This is a genomic window from Pseudonocardia alni (genome assembly GCF_002813375.1).
GTDB classification, from domain to species: Bacteria; Actinomycetota; Actinomycetes; order Mycobacteriales; family Pseudonocardiaceae; genus Pseudonocardia; species Pseudonocardia alni.
On record NZ_PHUJ01000003.1, the window covers coordinates 1,947,626 to 1,962,679 of the forward strand.

General features: G+C 73.3%; 13 protein-coding genes. 4 read left to right on the plus strand and 9 right to left on the minus strand.

The genetic code is table 11. From position 1 onward, the window contains the following. Nucleotides 1–70 precede the first annotated feature (70 nt). Nucleotides 71–2,434 carry an FdhF/YdeP family oxidoreductase gene (locus ATL51_RS09935; RefSeq protein ID WP_100878445.1) on the plus strand — a complete coding sequence of 788 codons (2,364 nt, stop codon included), beginning with the start codon at nt 71–73 and terminating at the stop codon, nt 2,432–2,434. Nucleotides 2,435–2,453: 19 nt separating this feature from the next. On the opposite strand, the gene ATL51_RS09940 is transcribed toward ATL51_RS09935, so the two are convergent. Genes ATL51_RS09940 through solA form a run of 4 tightly spaced genes read right to left on the minus strand, consistent with a single transcriptional unit; the run spans nt 2,454 to nt 6,185 of the window. Then, nucleotides 2,454–3,140, minus strand: a complete 687-nt coding sequence (locus ATL51_RS09940; RefSeq protein WP_100878446.1) for an SDR family oxidoreductase — start codon at nt 3,138–3,140, stop codon at nt 2,454–2,456. Further along, nucleotides 3,137–3,598: a MarR family winged helix-turn-helix transcriptional regulator gene (locus tag ATL51_RS09945; RefSeq protein ID WP_100878447.1), complete on the minus strand. Its 462-nt coding sequence runs from the start codon at nt 3,596–3,598 to the stop codon at nt 3,137–3,139. The genes ATL51_RS09940 and ATL51_RS09945 overlap by 4 nt, the downstream gene beginning before the upstream one ends. 38 nt (nt 3,599–3,636) lie before the next feature. Beyond that, complete coding sequence (locus ATL51_RS09950) at nt 3,637–4,968, minus strand: aromatic ring-hydroxylating oxygenase subunit alpha (RefSeq protein ID WP_100878448.1); 1,332 nt, start codon at nt 4,966–4,968, stop codon at nt 3,637–3,639. Between the two features lie 32 nt (nt 4,969–5,000). After that, the gene (solA, locus tag ATL51_RS09955) at nt 5,001–6,185 is read right to left on the minus strand and encodes an N-methyl-L-tryptophan oxidase (protein WP_100878449.1); all 1,185 of its coding nucleotides are present in this window, start codon (nt 6,183–6,185) and stop codon (nt 5,001–5,003) included. Nucleotides 6,186–6,292: 107 nt separating this feature from the next. Here solA and ATL51_RS09960 point away from each other — a divergent pair, with 107 nt between their 5' ends. Continuing rightward, complete coding sequence (locus ATL51_RS09960; RefSeq protein ID WP_100878450.1) at nt 6,293–7,219, plus strand: LysR substrate-binding domain-containing protein; 927 nt, start codon at nt 6,293–6,295, stop codon at nt 7,217–7,219. A gap of 157 nt (nt 7,220–7,376) precedes the next feature. Here ATL51_RS09960 and pcaD read toward each other — a convergent pair whose 3' ends face one another. The 5 genes from pcaD to ATL51_RS09990 all read right to left on the minus strand — a co-directional run bounded on the left by pcaD (nt 7,377) and on the right by ATL51_RS09990 (nt 12,726). Continuing rightward, nucleotides 7,377–8,741, minus strand: a complete 1,365-nt coding sequence (gene pcaD, locus ATL51_RS29365) for a 3-oxoadipate enol-lactonase (protein ID WP_301548976.1) — start codon at nt 8,739–8,741, stop codon at nt 7,377–7,379. Continuing rightward, nucleotides 8,738–9,565 carry an adenylyltransferase/cytidyltransferase family protein gene (locus ATL51_RS09975; protein ID WP_100880614.1) on the minus strand — a complete coding sequence of 276 codons (828 nt, stop codon included), beginning with the start codon at nt 9,563–9,565 and terminating at the stop codon, nt 8,738–8,740. Before ATL51_RS09975 ends, pcaD begins: the two co-directional genes overlap by 4 nt. Before the next feature lie 74 nt (nt 9,566–9,639). Further along, a complete protein-coding gene (locus ATL51_RS09980) occupies nt 9,640–10,512 on the minus strand; it encodes a dioxygenase family protein (protein ID WP_100878451.1) in 873 nt (290 codons plus the stop codon). Continuing rightward, entirely contained in the window at nt 10,509–12,104 is a 1,596-nt protein-coding gene (locus tag ATL51_RS09985; protein ID WP_100880615.1) for a 4-hydroxyphenylacetate 3-hydroxylase family protein, read from the minus strand. Before ATL51_RS09985 ends, ATL51_RS09980 begins: the two co-directional genes overlap by 4 nt. 70 nt (nt 12,105–12,174) lie before the next feature. Beyond that, nucleotides 12,175–12,726, minus strand: coding sequence for a flavin reductase family protein (locus ATL51_RS09990; RefSeq protein WP_073577353.1), 552 nt, complete (start codon nt 12,724–12,726; stop codon nt 12,175–12,177). A gap of 143 nt (nt 12,727–12,869) precedes the next feature. On the opposite strand from ATL51_RS09990, the gene ATL51_RS09995 reads away from it, so the two are divergent. Both ATL51_RS09995 and ATL51_RS10000 read left to right on the plus strand, forming a co-directional pair. Beyond that, nucleotides 12,870–13,688 (plus strand): IclR family transcriptional regulator domain-containing protein, encoded by an 819-nt coding sequence (locus ATL51_RS09995; protein ID WP_100878452.1) that lies wholly within the window; start codon nt 12,870–12,872, stop codon nt 13,686–13,688. A gap of 107 nt (nt 13,689–13,795) precedes the next feature. Further along, nucleotides 13,796–14,863: a DUF3048 domain-containing protein gene (locus ATL51_RS10000; protein ID WP_100878453.1), complete on the plus strand. Its 1,068-nt coding sequence runs from the start codon at nt 13,796–13,798 to the stop codon at nt 14,861–14,863. Nucleotides 14,864–15,054 lie beyond the last annotated feature (191 nt).

Here is a 15,054-nt window from a genome sequence, read left to right on the forward strand (position 1 = left end):
GGGTAGGGCCTCCACAACGGGTGTGGCGCCGGCACGGCGTCACCCAGCAGTCGACGGTGGAGGTTGCCCCATGGATGGACACAGCGACGACTACTCGGAGGCCGACCTGGAGGTCAGGTCGCCCGAGGACCACGCCGTCGGTGCGACGGCCGTCGCGGTGTCGATGAAGCGGTCGCTGGAGCGGATGGGTCCGTCCCGCACCGCCCGCACGCTGCTGAAGCTGAACCAGGCCGAGGGCTTCGACTGCACCAGCTGCGCCTGGCCGGACCCCGACCCAGGGCACCGCTCGGTCGCCGAGTTCTGCGAGAACGGGGCGAAGGCGATCGCCGAGGAGGCGACGACGCGGCGGGCGACACCGGAGTTCTTCGCCCGCCACAGCGTCGCCGAGCTCGACGACCGGTCGGAGTACTGGCTCGGTCAGCAGGGCCGGATCACCCACCCCATGGTGCGACGCCCCGGCGGCACGCACTACGAGCCGATCGGCTGGGACGACGCGTTCCGGCTCGTCGCCGACGAGCTGAACGGCCTGGACGACCCCGGCGAGGCCACCTTCTACACCTCCGGGCGTGCGTCCAACGAGGCCGCGTTCGTCTACCAGCTCTTCGCCAGGGCGTTCGGGACGAACAACCTGCCGGACTGCTCGAACATGTGCCACGAGTCGACCTCGATCGCCCTGCAGGAGTCGATCGGGATCGGCAAGGCCAGCGTGACGCTGCCCGACCTGCTCGAGGCGGACGTCATCGTCATCGCCGGGCAGAACCCGGGCACCAACCACCCGCGGATGCTGACCCAGCTCGAGCACGCCAAGAAGAACGGCGCCACGATCCTCACGATCAACCCGCTGCGCGAGGCCGGGCTGATGCGGTTCAAGAACCCGCAGACCCCCCAGGGGGTGCTCGGGCGCGGTACCGACATGTCCGACCTGCACCTGCCGGTCCGGGTCAACGGCGATCTGGCGCTGTTCCAGGCCATCGGCTCGCTGCTCGTCGAGTGGGACGCCCTCGACCACGAGTTCCTCGACCGCCACACCACCGGCTTCGACGCCTGGCGCGAGCACGTCGCCTCGATCGATCGCGACGCCGTCACCCGGTCCACCGGGCTGTCCTGGGCCGAGATCACCCGGGCCGCGGCCCTGTTGCGGGACTCGCGCAAGACCGTCTTCTGCTGGGCGATGGGCCTCACCCAGCACCGCAACGGCGTCGCGACGATCAAGGAGGTCGTCAACGTCGCCCTGGCCCAGGGCAACATCGGTCGTCCGGGCGCCGGGCTGTTCCCGGTCCGCGGCCACTCCAACGTCCAGGGCGACCGCACCATGGGCATCTGGGAACGCGTCCCGGACTCCTTCCTCGACTCCCTGCAGACCGAGTTCGCGTTCGACCCGCCCCGCGCACACGGTTTCGACACCGTCGACAGCATCCGGGCCATGCGCGACCGCCGGGTGAAGGTCTTCGTCGGCCTCGGCGGCAACTTCCTGCAGGCCGCACCGGACACCGACGTCACGACCGCGGCGCTGAGCGGCACCCGGCTGACCGTGCAGATCTCGACGAAGATCAACCGGTCGCACCTGCACGGCGGCCGGACCGCGCTGATCCTGCCCACCCTGGGCCGGACCGAGCGCGACGTCCAGGAGTCCGGACCGCAGTTCGTCTCGGTCGAGGACTCCACGTGCTCGGTGCACTCGTCCCGCGGCCCGCTGCCGCCGGCGAGCCCGCACCTGCGTTCCGAGGTCGCGATCATCACCGGGATCGCCGAGGCCACCCTGGGCGACCGGTACGGCATCGACTGGGCGGCGATGCGCGGGGACTACCGCCGCATCCGCGACCACATCTCCCGCGTCGTGACCGGGTGCGAGAGCTACGAGGTGAACGTCCGCCGCCCCGGCGGGTTCGTCCTGCCGCACCCGCCGCGGGACTCGCGGACCTTCGAGACCGCGTCCGGCCGCGGCGAGTTCGAGGTGTCCCCGATCGAGGTACTGGAGGTGCCCGACGGGCACCTGCTGCTCCAGACCCTGCGCAGCCACGACCAGTTCAACACCACCATCTACGGCCTGTCGGACCGCTACCGCGGCATCGAGGGCGGACGGCGGGTCGTGTTCTGCCACCGCGAGGACATCGCCGCGCTCGGGTACACCGAGGGCGACCACGTCGACCTGATCACGCGCTGGGAGGGCGACGAGCACGTCCGGTGCGCACCCGGCTTCCGGCTGGTCGCCTACGACGTCCCGCGGGGCACCGCGGCGGCGTACTACCCGGAGACGAACCCGCTGGTCCCGCTCGACGCCACCGCACTGAAGAGCAACCAGCCGGCGTCGAAGTCGGTCGTGATCAGGCTCGGCGTCGCCGGCAGCACCGAGTGCGACACGCGGGGCGCCCAGGGTGCGGTCGGCGACGACGAGGGCCACAAGTCCCGGCCGGAGGTGTCACACCTGTCCTGACCGTGAGGCGTGCCGGGGCTCACCAGGGGACGACCGCTCCGGTGTGGTCGAGGAACTGCAGGCCGCCGTCGTGCGCGTGGCCCACCAGGACCTCGGCCACCCCGCGCGCGCTCTCTGCGACGGTCAGCCGGGCCCCGGGGCCGCCCAGCTCGGTCTGCACCCACCCCGGGTGCAGGAGCAGCAGGGTGCGCGGGTCCTGCGCCGTCCGGGCGGCGTAGCTGCGCATGAGCTGGTTGAGCGCGGACTTGCTCGCCCGGTAGACCTCGTGCCCGCCCCGGGTGTTGAACCCGATGCTGCCCTGCCGCGACGACATGACACCGATCGTGCCGGTGGGCGGGACCAGCGGGGCGAGCCCCTCGACGACCCGCATCGGGCTCAGCGCGTTGGTCACCATGACCTCGACGAACACCTCGGTGGGCACCTGAGCGGCCGGCACGTCGGCGTCGGTGATGCCGGCGTTGACGAACAACAGGTCGATCCGGCGGCCGCCGAGCCGCTCGCGCAGCGCGTCGATCTGCCCGGTGTCGGTGATGTCGAGGTGCTCGACGGTCACCCGCCCGGCCCGGTCGGCGAGTGCCGCGAGGGCCTCCGGGGTCTCACCACGCACGGTGGCGACGATGTCGAACCCCCGCTCGGCGAGTTCGCCCGCCAGGGCGAGCCCGAGTGAGCGCGAGGCCCCGACGACGAGTGCGGTGCGGTCGGTCATGTCTGCTCCTGGGTATCGATGCGGGGGTCGCCGGCGAGCCCGTTCTCGATCCGGCGCAGCAGGACGACGGCCGTGTCGATCCCCGCGGGGTCGTCGGCGACCCCGGCGAGCAGCTCGCTCCAGATGCGACGCAGCTCGCGCAGGTTCTGCTCGGCGCGGTCGGTCGGGTACAGGCGGACCCGGCGCGCGTCGTCGGGGTCGGACACGCGCCGCACCAGGCCCTTGGCCTCGAGGTTGCGCAGCGCCCGGCTGGTGTTGCTGGAGATCAGCCGGGTCGCCCGGGCGACGGCACCGGCGGTGATGCCCGGCTCCCGGTCGACCACGCGCATCACCGCGCTCTCCAGCGGGGTCCAGCTCTCCCCGGCGAACGCGGGCTCCTTCGACGCGTGGATGAGCCTGCCGACCGCGAGGATGCGGTCGGCCAGCTCGAACAGCCGGGTCTCCTGGTCGTCGTCCACGCCGTCACGGTACCCGAATAGCTGTCACAAGACAGGTATCAGACGATAGTGTTCGGGTCCGGGAACATCCGCACGGCGGTGATGTCGTCGCCGGCCGGGACCCGGTCGAGGCCGACCATCCGGTCGACGACCATGTTCTGGAAGCGGTGGACGGGCTCCTCGAAGCGGAAACACATCCGGCCGCCGCGGAAGGCCGGGTCCACCAGGCCCTGCTGGACCCGCTCGACGATCTCCAGGTCCTGGCGGTTGACCAGGTCCCAGAACGCCTCGAGCTGGTCGAGCCCCGCGCGGCCGTCCTCGTCGTCGACGAACTCGGGGTGGGTGAGCAGCACCGCGGTCTCCTCCGTCCGGCCGGCCGCCACCGGGCGGTTGAGCAGCACGAAGGCGTGGTTGGGCAGGACCACCAGCGCGCAGCTGGGGAACAGCCAGACGAAGCGGCCGCTGTCCGCGTCGTCGGGGCCGAGCGTGCTCAGCGGCGCCGGGCCGTCCCAGCCGCCTGCCTCGGTGTTGCGCGACACCGGGGTGGTGCACATGCCCGTGTACATGCCGGGGCCCTGCCAGCGGTAGTGGTCGGAGAACCGCGAGACCCGGTTGAGCTCGGGGTGCACCCAGGGCAGATGGTAGTACTCCATGAAGTTCTCGCCGACGAGCTTGTAGTTGGCCGCGACGTCGTAGCGGCGGCGACGGCGGGGCGACCAGGTCTCCAGCCGGTGGTCGGCGAACCGGGCGGGCAGGTCACCGAGCTGCTCGCGCAGCGGGCCCGGGTCGCGGCCGAGGTGGACGAACAGCAGGAACCCCCAGCTGTCGACGGCGACGGGGAGCAGCCCCTGGTCGGCGCGGTCGAAGCCGGTGGCGACCGAGGTGTCGAACACGGGCTCCTGCCCGGCCGGGACGTCGGAGCCCTCGAACAGCGGGGTGCCCAGGCACGCGCCGTCGGTGTCGTAGGTCCAGCTGTGGTACGGACAGCGGATGCGGCCGCGCCTGCCGACCTCGCGGGCGTCGGCGGCGAGCAGCCGGGTGGCGCGGTGGCGGCAGACGTTGTGGAAGGCGCGCAGCTCACCGTGCCGGTTGCGGGTGACGATCACCGACCGCCCCGCGACCTCGACGACGATGCAGGCGCCGTGCCGGTCGACGTCGGCGGTGAGGCCGACCGCGACCCAGCCGGTCGCGAACACCCGCTCCCGTTCGAGGGCGAAGAACTCCGGTGAGGTGTAGGCGTCGGGCAGCAGGGTCGACGCCTGGTCCACCGGGAGGCGGGTGTGCCGGTAGGTGGCCTCGTCGCCGAACGTGGCGGGGTCGACCGGCCGGGCGGGCAGGGCGTCGTGGGGGGCGGGCGCCGGGCCCGGGGTGACCGGGAGGTCGATGCTCACGGGGGTCTCCTCTCGTCGCGGGACGGACGGGCTCAGGTGTGGAAGCTGCGCCCGAAGGCGGGGTCGGTCAGCGCGGGCCGGGTGACGGAGAAGGCGTCGACCGGATGCGCCGGCTCCTTCCCGAGAGCGAGGTCGGTGAGCAGCCCACCGATCAGCGCGGCGAACTTGTACGCGTGCCCCGCCCCGATGGCGACGACGACCTGCGGGGTGCCGGGCAGGGTGTCGAGGACGAAGTCCTGGTCCGGCGGGACGGTGTAGAGACAGGTCCTCGAATACAGCTCCGGACCGCGGAACCGCGGCAGGTGCCGGGCGAGGAAGGCGTCGTAGCGCTCGCGGCGGACCGGGTCGGGATCGAACGAGCGGCCGTCGGCGGTGGTCTCCTCGCCGCCCATGTGCTGACCGAGCTTGGTCGCGACCTCGCCGTACACCGGGAAGCCGTAGAAGTTGTGCTCGCCGTGCCACATGAAGACCGGGAAGCGGCCGGGCGAGAACTCGGCCAGGTGCGGGGTCGCGTAGTAGGTGACCTGCTCGCGCAGCACGGTCAGCGGCAGCCGCAGTCCGACCCCGGCGAGCAGCTGGTTGGTCCAGGCGTCGGCGGCCAGCACGACGCGGTCGGCGCGCAGGGTGCCCCCGTCGGTGACGACCGCGACCCCGCCGCCGTCGGCCCGGATCGACCGGACCGGGGTGTGCGGGCGGACCTCGGCGCCGTGCGCCCGGGCCAGCGCGACGTGCACCGCGTTCGCCCGCGCGGCGTCGACGATGCCGGAGTCCTCCTGGTAGAGGGCCTGCTCGCCGCCGGAGGTCCGGAACTGGGGCCAGCGCCCGGTGAGGGCGTCGGCGTCGAGCAGCTCGTAGCCGACGCCGTGGCGGTCGAACAGCGCGGTGTAGCCCTCGATGTTGCGGGTGCCGGTCGCGGTGCCCGCGCGGGCGACCCGGTCCTCGATCACCAGCCCGCCGGTGCGGGTGACGAGCCGCTGACCGGACTCCTCCTCGACGGCGGCCCAGGCCCGGTAGGCGGGTGCGGCCAGGGCGGCGTAGGCGTCCTGGTGCTGGGCGAGCCGGATGATCCGCGAGTGGTCCTGGGAGGCGCCCCGGTGGTGGCCGAGCGCGAACTGCTCCAGGCCCAGTACCCCCGGCCCGAGCTCGGTGGCGAGCCGGTGCAGCGCGGCCGAGCCGAGCCCCCCGAGGCCGATGACGATCGCGCGGTACGCACCCATCCGTCGTGCTCCTGTCGTTCCGCGGTGTGCTGACGACGACAGGGTGGGCGCCGGAAACCATTCAGGTCCATCACAGAATCGGACCCGGAATCTTGTACGTTCCGCGAATGATCGACCGGAGGCTGGGGGTGCTGGCCGCGATCGCCCGGCACGGGACGGTGACCGCGGCGGCCGAGGTGTGCCGGATGACGCCGTCGTCCGCCTCGCACCAGATGCAGGCGCTGGCCCGCGAGCTCGGGGTGACGCTGCTCGAACCCGACGGGCGACGGGTGCGCCTGACCGCCGCGGCGCGGACCCTGCTGGCGCACGGCGAGACGCTGCGGGCGCAGTGGGAACGGGCGCAGGCCGACCTGGCGGCCCACCGCGACGGCGACACCGGCGGGGCGCTGCGGTTCTGCGGGTTCTCCACCGCGGCGGCCGCCGTCGTGCCGGAGGTGCTGGGACGGCTGCGCACCGCCCACCCCGGGTGGGAGCTGCAGCTGCGGGAGTGCGAGCCGGCCCGGGCGTTCGACCTGCTCGCCGCGGGTGACACCGACATCGTGGTGGTCGTCGCGACGTCGAGCCTCCCGCCGGTGACCGACCCGGCGTTCGACCAGCGGACCCTGTTCGACGAGCCCCTGGACCTGCTGGTCGGCCCGGACCACCCGCTGGTCGGACGCGCGGACGTGGCACTGGCCGACACGGCCGCGGAGCGGTGGATCTGCAGCAACCCGGGACGCGCCTACCACCAGCTCGTGACGATGGCCTGCGCCGGCGCGGGGTTCACGCCCGACATCGCCCACCACGCCGACGAGTGGGACACCGGCGCCGCGCTCGTCTCCCGCGGGTTCGGCGTCGCGCTGGTCCCCCGCCTGGCCGACGTCCCGGCCCGGCACGAGACCCGGCGCATCCGGATCGGCACGCCGCCGGTGCCGATCCGCCGGGTGGTCGCCGCGGTCCGCGCCGGTGCGCGGCACCGGCCCGCGGTGGCCGCCGGGCTGGCGACCCTGGACGAGGTGTGCCGGGAGCTGGCCGACCGGCTCGCCGCGACCTGACCGCCGGACCCCGGCCTAGGGGCCCGGGCGTTCCGGTGGGACGACGTCCAGTGCGTGACGACGGCGGGCCCCCTCCGGACCGAGCATCGCGGACCGGGTCCTGGTCGTGCGGAAGGCCGCGGCCAGCGGCAGCACGCGGCGACGGTACCCGCCACGATCAGGAGTGGCTCGCGCGCCGACCTCCTCGAATCTCTCCTCCGCCCGGTATCGGGGCGGTGCCGCCGCGCAGGCCGGAGGCGAAGCTCCGCACCAGCGCGGTGACCCGCCCGGGCGCCTCCACGTTGGTGAGGTGCGCGGCCCCGTCGATGACGACGTAGCGCCCGTCCGCCACCCCGTGGGCGACGATCTTCGCCATCTCCGGCGGCGTGGCCGGGTCGGCGCCACCGGCGATCACGAGTGTCGGGACGGTGATCTCCGCCAGCCGTCGCCGGACGTCGAAGGCGCCGATCGCCTCGCAGCATCCGGCGTAGCCCTCCGGGTCGGTCGCCCCGAGCATCCGCAGCAGACGGACGGCCTCCTCGTTGCGGGTGCGCACGAAGTCGTGGGTGAACCAGACCCCGGCCCGGCTCGTGATCATCGCGGCCGTCCCTTTCGCGCGGACCTCCTGCGCACGCGCCGGCCAGCTGGAGGGTTCGGCGAAACGTGCGGCCGAGGCGATCACCGTGAGGGTCTCGAGACGGCCCGGGTGGTCGAGGGCGATCTGCTGGCCGATGGCGCCGCCGATCGAGACCCCCGCGTAGTGGGCGCGGTCGATGTCGAGCCGGTCGAGCAGCGCGACGACGTCGCGCGCGAGGCCGGCCATCGTGTACGGCCCGGCGGGTGCCGGGCTCGCGCCGTGCCCGGGCAGGTCGTAGCGCACGATGCGGAAGTCGTCGGCCAGGGCGTCGACCTGCTCGTCGAACAGGTGCAGGTCGGTGCCCAGCGACGGTCCGAGCACGAGGACGGGGGCACCCTCGCGGCCGTCGATCCGGTGCGCGAGGTCGATCGGGGCGTGGACGAACTCGACCTCCGGTTCGGACGCGCCCGTCCGGAAGGTCGCGGCCGCGTCCTCGACGCTGAACACGCCCTTCTCCCAGCCGTCGGCGAGCGGGGCGAAGTAGTCGAACGAGACGCGTTTGCGCCGGTAGCGCCACGCACCGTCGAGTCGCACGACGCGGTCGTCGTAGCGACCGGCGGCCACGTGCGGCACCCCGTCGCGGACGCAGGGCTGCCACAGCAGCGAGTGGACACGCGCCGCCGCGGGCTCGCCGTCGACGGCGTCGTCGTCGTCCAGTTCGACCTCCAGGTTGGACACGTGGTGCCAGAACGAGGTGAGCCCCTCACGGGCCAGGCCGGCGAAGAAGCGGCGCAGACCGACCGGGCCCCGTACGTGGCGGAGGCCGACGAACTCGCCGTCGTCGGTGAACAGCGAGACCAAAGTGTCCCAGTCGCCGTCGTCGAGGGCCCGGCAGTAGCGCGCGTCGAGGGCCCGGATCTCCTCGATGGCCTCCAGCCGGGCGAGGCGCTGCTCCGCGGTGGTCATCGGAGCGCGCCGCCGTCCCCGGCGAAGACGACCGAGACCGGACCGTCCGGTGACGGCCGGTCCCCCGCGGCCGCGACGATCCGCACCTGCCCGTCGGGCAGCACCTCGACGTCGGCCGCCCTGCCGTCGACGAGGCCGTGGTAGCGGCCGGGCGGTGGGAGCGCCGTCCCGGGCTCGGGACGGACGACGTCACCGCGGCGGGCGCCGTCGACCCGGTGCGGGCGGCCGAGGGACCGCGCCGCGGCGTCGAGCCGGCCCGACCGGATGCACCGCCGGGCGTGGGTGGACGAGCACGGGGCGTCGACCACGCGCAGCAGCGGCACCACGTGGGTGGTGAAGCCGAACCCCGTCCCCAGGGTCGCCAACGTGGTGACGTCGCCGGCGGCGCGGGCGCCGAAGGTGAAGTTCGCGCCGACGACGACCGCCGCGGCCCCCAGCCCGCGGGCCAGGACGTCGCGGGCGAACTCGTCCGGGGTCCGGGCGGCCAGCCCGGCGGTGAAGCGCAGTACGCAGACCGCGTCGACGCCGGCGGCGGCCGCGAGCTCGGCGCGGCGGTCCACGGTGGTCAGGACGGCGGTGTCGCGGTCGACCCCGAGCACGCGGGCCGGATGCGGGTCGAAGGTGAGCAGCACGACCGGGAGCCCCCGCTCCCGCCCGACGGCCCGGGCGTGGTCGATGAGGCGTCGGTGGCCACGGTGGACGCCGTCGAAGACACCGACGGTCACCACGCAGGGACCGAAGGAGTCGGGGACGGCGTCGACGCCCCACCACAGCGGGACGACGGGCCGGCCCGGGGTGCGGCCGGGTGCCTGGACGGCGGTCATGACCGGGACCTCCACGTCACGGTTGCGCCGACGGGTGGGCGGGCCCCGTGCCGGGGCCCGCCCACCCGTTCGGACTACTCGGGTTCGAGGACGAAGTCGTGGTCCGAGCGGACCCCGTCGCCGTCGCCGGTGGGCTGCGGGTCGAGTACCAGCTCCGGCTTGGTCGCCGAGGCGACGTCGGAGTCCAGGTAGGGGTCACCGGTGAAGAACAGCTGGGTGGTGACCGTGCGATGCCCGGGGGCGGAGACGAGGAGGTGCAGGTGGGCCGGTCTCCACGGGCTCCATCCCGCGATCGTGGTGAGCTTCCCGGTCGGGCCGTCCAGCGGGATCGTGTACGGCGCCGGCTTGCGGGTGTGGATCTCGAACCGGCCCTGCTCGTCGCAGGCGACGACGCCGCGCAGGTTCCCGGCCGGGGGCTTGTCGGCGAAGCCGGAGTACCAGCCCTCGTCGTCGGTGTGCCAGATGTCGACCGTCGCCCCGGGCAGCGGCGTGCCGTCGGTGCCGGTCACACGGCCGGCGAGGACGAGCGGGGTGCCGGGCTCGTCCTCGCGCATCGGCAGGGTCGCCGGGGACTGCAGCCGGACCTGGCCGTCGAGCCAGAACGGGCCGAGGATGGTGCCGGTCGAGCCCTGCTGGGACTCGGCGGCCACCCGCTCGACCTCGAACTCGAGGTAGACGTCGAGGAACAGCGGCCACTCGCCGGTGTCGGAGACCTCGATGAGCCAGCGCTTGAACGCGTCGAACTCGGAGTAGGTCACCTTGTGGTCGCGGATCGCGGCGCGGATGCCCTCCAGCGCGGCGCCCACGACGGCGGCGACGCGGTCGGCGTCGGCGCCGGTCCCGGGCGTCCCCCGCGTGCTGGACAGACCGAGGCGCGCGGACTCGGTGGCGTTGGCCCCGGCGAGCTCGGCGCCCGACGGTGCGGTGCCCTGGTCGGTGGTGGTCATGACCCGTCCCCCTCCGCGACCCTGCGGCCGAACAGCCGCACGTCGTCGTTGTTGATCAGGTCGGGCACGGTCCAGCCGTTGAGGTCGTACTCGTCGAGGCACTGCTCGGCGAAGCCCTTCATCGCCGACGCGGTGCCCGACGCCTCGGCGGCGAACAGGAGCTCGGCGCGCACGCCCTCGTGGTTGCCGGAGTAGTTGCGCTCGTAGAGCTCGTGGCGCCCGCCGAACTCCGAGCCGATCGAGTCCCAGATCAGCTTCATGAGCTTGACCCGGTCGACGGCCTCGTAGCCGTTCGAGCCGCGGACGTACTTGTCCAGGTAGGGCCGGACCTCCGGGGAGAGGAAGTCCGCGGAGTGGCTGGGCAGGTAGATCAGCGAGGCGCCCAGGTCCTGCATGATGATCTCCTTGACCCGCGGGTAGCCCAGGGTCATGAACCAGCGGTAGGCCAGGCCGTAGTCGAGCTTGGGCAGCTTCGCCCCGCCCACCCACTCGTCGGGGTTGGCGCACATCGCATCCGACAGCGCCCAGAACATGTTGCGCCAGGCGATGACCTCGCCGACCCGGGTCTGCACGCCGCGGAAGTCCTTCGAGCCGGTGACCTCCAGGCCCTTCATCAGCAGGCCGGCGATGAAGTCGAGCTTGACCGCGAGCCGGGTGACGCCGTGGAAGGTGAAGCGGTGCAGGAAGCCCGACCCGGGGAAGAACGTCGACGCCTTCTCCGCGTCGCCGTAGATGAACACGTTCTCCCAGGGGATGAGCACCTTGTCGAGGATGAAGATCGTGTCGTTCTCGTCCATCCGCGAGGAGAGCGGATAGTCGAACGGGGTGCCCATCATCGAGGCCTGCTGGGCGTAGGACGGCCGGCAGATCAGCTTCATCCCGGGCGCACCCATCGGCACGGTGCAGACCAGCGAGTACTCGCGCTTCTTGATCGGCAGGCCGTAGTGGGCGAGGAAGTTGAAGTGGGTGATCGCCGAACCGGTGGCGACGACCTTGGCCCCGGAGACGACGACGCCGTTGTCGTTCTCCTCCTCGACGTGCATGAACACGTCGGAGACCTCGTCCGGCGGGCGGTGCCGGTCGACCGGCGGGTTGATGATCGCGTGGTTCCAGTAGAGGACCTTCTCCTGCGACTCCTCGTACCAGCGCCGGGCATTGGCGGCGTAGGGGTCGTAGAACTCGGAGTTCGCGCCCAGGGTGCCGAGGAACGCGGCCTTGTAGTCGGGGCTGCGCCCCATGAAGCCGTAGGTCATCCGGGCCCACTCGGCGATCGCCTCGCGGTCCTTGCGCAGGTCCTCGACCGAGTGCGGGGTCCGGAAGAACGGGTGGGTGACGCCGGAGCTGCCGGTGTCGGTGGGGACGGTGAGCTTCTCGGCGCGGGTCGGGTCGTGCAGCGCGTCGTAGAGCCGCGCGGTCATCCGTACCGCGTTGCGGAACGCCGGATGGGTGGTCACGTCGGCGACCTTCTCGCCGTAGAGGTAGACCTCACGGTCGTCCTTGAGACTTTCGATGTACTCGTCGCCGGTCATCGGCCGGGTGACGCGGCCGTCGGCGTCGGTGGGGGTGGCGACCGAATCCTGCTGCAGGGTCATCATCGACTCCTTTGTCGTTCGGGCTCGGGGGTCGAGCCGTGCGTGCGCACGGCGTCATGGACGGGGGCGGTCAGCGGGCCGCGGCCGGGGTGATCCAGCTCTGCCCCGCGGGGCCGTCGGCCGAGTCGCCCCACAGGACCGGCTCGTGGTCGTCCCCGAGGTGGTGGAACCGGCCGGTGTGGAACAGGAGCGGGGCTCCGTCGTGGATCAGGAACTCCTGGACCTCGCCCAGGTAGAGCACGTGGTCACCGCCGTCGTAGGCCTGCCAGGGGGTGCAGGAGATGTGCGCCAGGGCGCCGTCGAGCCGCGGCGCACCGCACGCGCTGTCGGGCAGCCACGCGACGTCCTGGTTCGGCCGGCCCGCGAAGTGCAGCGCCAGCTCCTTCTGCCCCGACGCGAGGACGTTCACGGTGAACGGCCGCCGCTCCTGCTCGACCAGGGCGCACAGGCGCGACCGCCGGTCCAGCGACACCAGCACCAGCGGCGGGTCGAGCGACACCGCGGTGAAGGCGTTCACCGTCGCGCCGTGCGGCGTGCCGTCGGCCCCCTGGCAGGTGATGACGGTGACGCCGGTGGCGAAGTGCCCGAGGCACCGGCGCAGCTCTCGCGGGTCGATCGCCATCGATCGCTCCTCCCTGTACGCTCTGCGTACACACTGCCCGCTTTGCGTTCACGACCACTGTGTCGAGTGGGTTCGCGCTGGTCAACGCCCCTGCGGCCCCCGCACGGACCGGGTCACGATCAATTGAGAGGAATCCCGTCCCAATGACCCACGTGGCCGACGGTGCCGGCGACCGGGACCGCATCCAGAGCATCGAGCGGGGTTTCGCCGTGCTGCTCGCCTTCGACGCCGACCGGCCCCGCCCGACCAGCTCGGACGTGGCGGCGGCGACCGGCCTGTCCCGGCCCGCCGTCCGGCGGATCCTGCTGACCCTGGAGCACCTCGGCTACGTCGAGCAGGCGCACGGCCACTGGCGGCTGACGCCGCGCGTGCTGTCGGTCGGACAGCGGTACACCGCGACGCACTCGATCGTCGACGCCGCCCGCCCCCACCTGACGCAGCTGGCAGAACAGACCGACGAGTCCGCCTCGCTGACCGTGCTGGACGGCACGGACGCCGTCTACGTCGCCCGGGTGCCGGTACGCCGGATCCTGCAGGTCGACGTCTCCCCCGGCACCCGGGTCCCGGCCACGGCGACCGCGATGGGGCGGGTCCTGCTGGCCTGGGCCGAGGAACCGACCATCGCCCGGGTGCTCGCCGCGGGTCCCCCGGCCTGCACCCCGCGGACCGTCACCGATCCGAAGGCGTTGCGCGGGATCCTCCGGGAGGTGCAGACCCGGGGCTGGGCGTTGGCCGTCGGCGAGCTCGATCCGGACCTCATGGCCGTGGCGGTCCCGGTGCGGGACCACACGGGGACGGTCGTCGCGGCGCTGGCGTCCGCGACCAGCGTCGGCCGGTGCTCACCGGAGAGGCTGGTCGAGACCGTCCTGCCGCACGTACTGGCCACGGCCGAACGCCTGAGCCGGAGCCTCGGACGGCCCTCGGGCGCCCGGTTCGGCGCCACCCGCGACGGGTTCTACTGACCGCGGGTCAGTCGTGCGCGACGAACAGAGTGGCTCCGCCGTCGGCGGAGCTCTCCAGGTCGGCGGCCGCCGCCCGGCCCTCCGGTGACGCCACCAGGTCGTATGCCATGGCCGGGTCCGCCGTGGTCGCGGTCCAGCGGGTCCGTGTGGTTCGCGCCCTGGCGTGCGACCGGCCGTGGCGCGATGTGGCGGAGTACGGTGCGCCGGTGCGTGGGAACCCGGCGGTGAGAGCCCTCGTCGGACTGGTGCTGGTGGGCGCCGTCGGATGCGCTCCGTCCGTGCCGGTACCGCCACCGGCGACCGCTCCGGCGCCGCCGGCGCCGCTCCTGTCCCCGCTGACCGGGCTGCCCTCCGAGCCCGGAGCGAGAGTCTTCGCCGTGAAGATCGACAACACCGCGGAGGCGCGCCCGTGGGACGGCGTCGAGTTCGCCGACGTCGTCTACGTCGAGCCGGTCGAGGGCGGCCTCACCCGGCTGCTCGCCGTGTTCGCCTCGCAGCTACCGGGCTCGGTGGGGCCGGTGCGCAGTGCCCGGGAGACCGACGTGGGCGTGCTCGGCGCCTACGGCCGCCCGGCCCTCGTCTTCTCCGGCGCCGCACCGCCGGTCATGGACGAGCTCGTCGCCGCGCCGCTCGTCCCGGCCGTGCCCCGCGAGTTCCCGGCGGCGTTCCGGCGTGACGACCGGCGGCCGGCGCCGGTGAACGTCTACGTGGACCTGGCGGACCTCCGCGGCCGGGTGCCGGAGGCGGGGCCGGTCCAGGACATCGGCCTGCGCTTCGGGCCCGCGCCGGACGGGGGTGCCCCCGCCCCGGAGCGCACCGTCCGGGTGGGTTCCACCGCCGTCACCGTCACCTGGAGCGCACCCGACGACGCCTGGACGATCGCAACCGGCGAGGAGATCGCCGTCGCCGGTCCGGACCGGCGACCGGTGCGGGCGGACACGGTGGTCGTGCAACGGGTCGGGGTCGTCGAGTCCTCGGTCCGGGACAGCGCCGGCTCGGCCTCCCCGATCGCGCTCACCGTGGGCGCGGGCGACGCCGAGGTCCTGCGTGACGGCCGTTCGTTCCCCGCCCGGTGGTCCCGTCCCACCGTGGGCGACCCCACCCGTCTGACCGCACCCGACGGTCGCGAGGTGCCCCTGCGTCCGGGACGGACCTGGGTACTGCTCGTCGCGTAGGCGGTCCGCCCGGGGCGTCGTGCGGCGTCGTTCCACGGTCGGAGGGCGCAGGTGTCACGACGGCATCGTCGATCGCCGGGATTCCCGCCGGACGCCGCCCGGGTGACCCGCGTCGTGGCCGCCCCGACGTACCACGCCGTCGAGCCCGTTCCGTTCCTCCGGTCGTTCGACTGTGCGTTCGAACGAGCGCT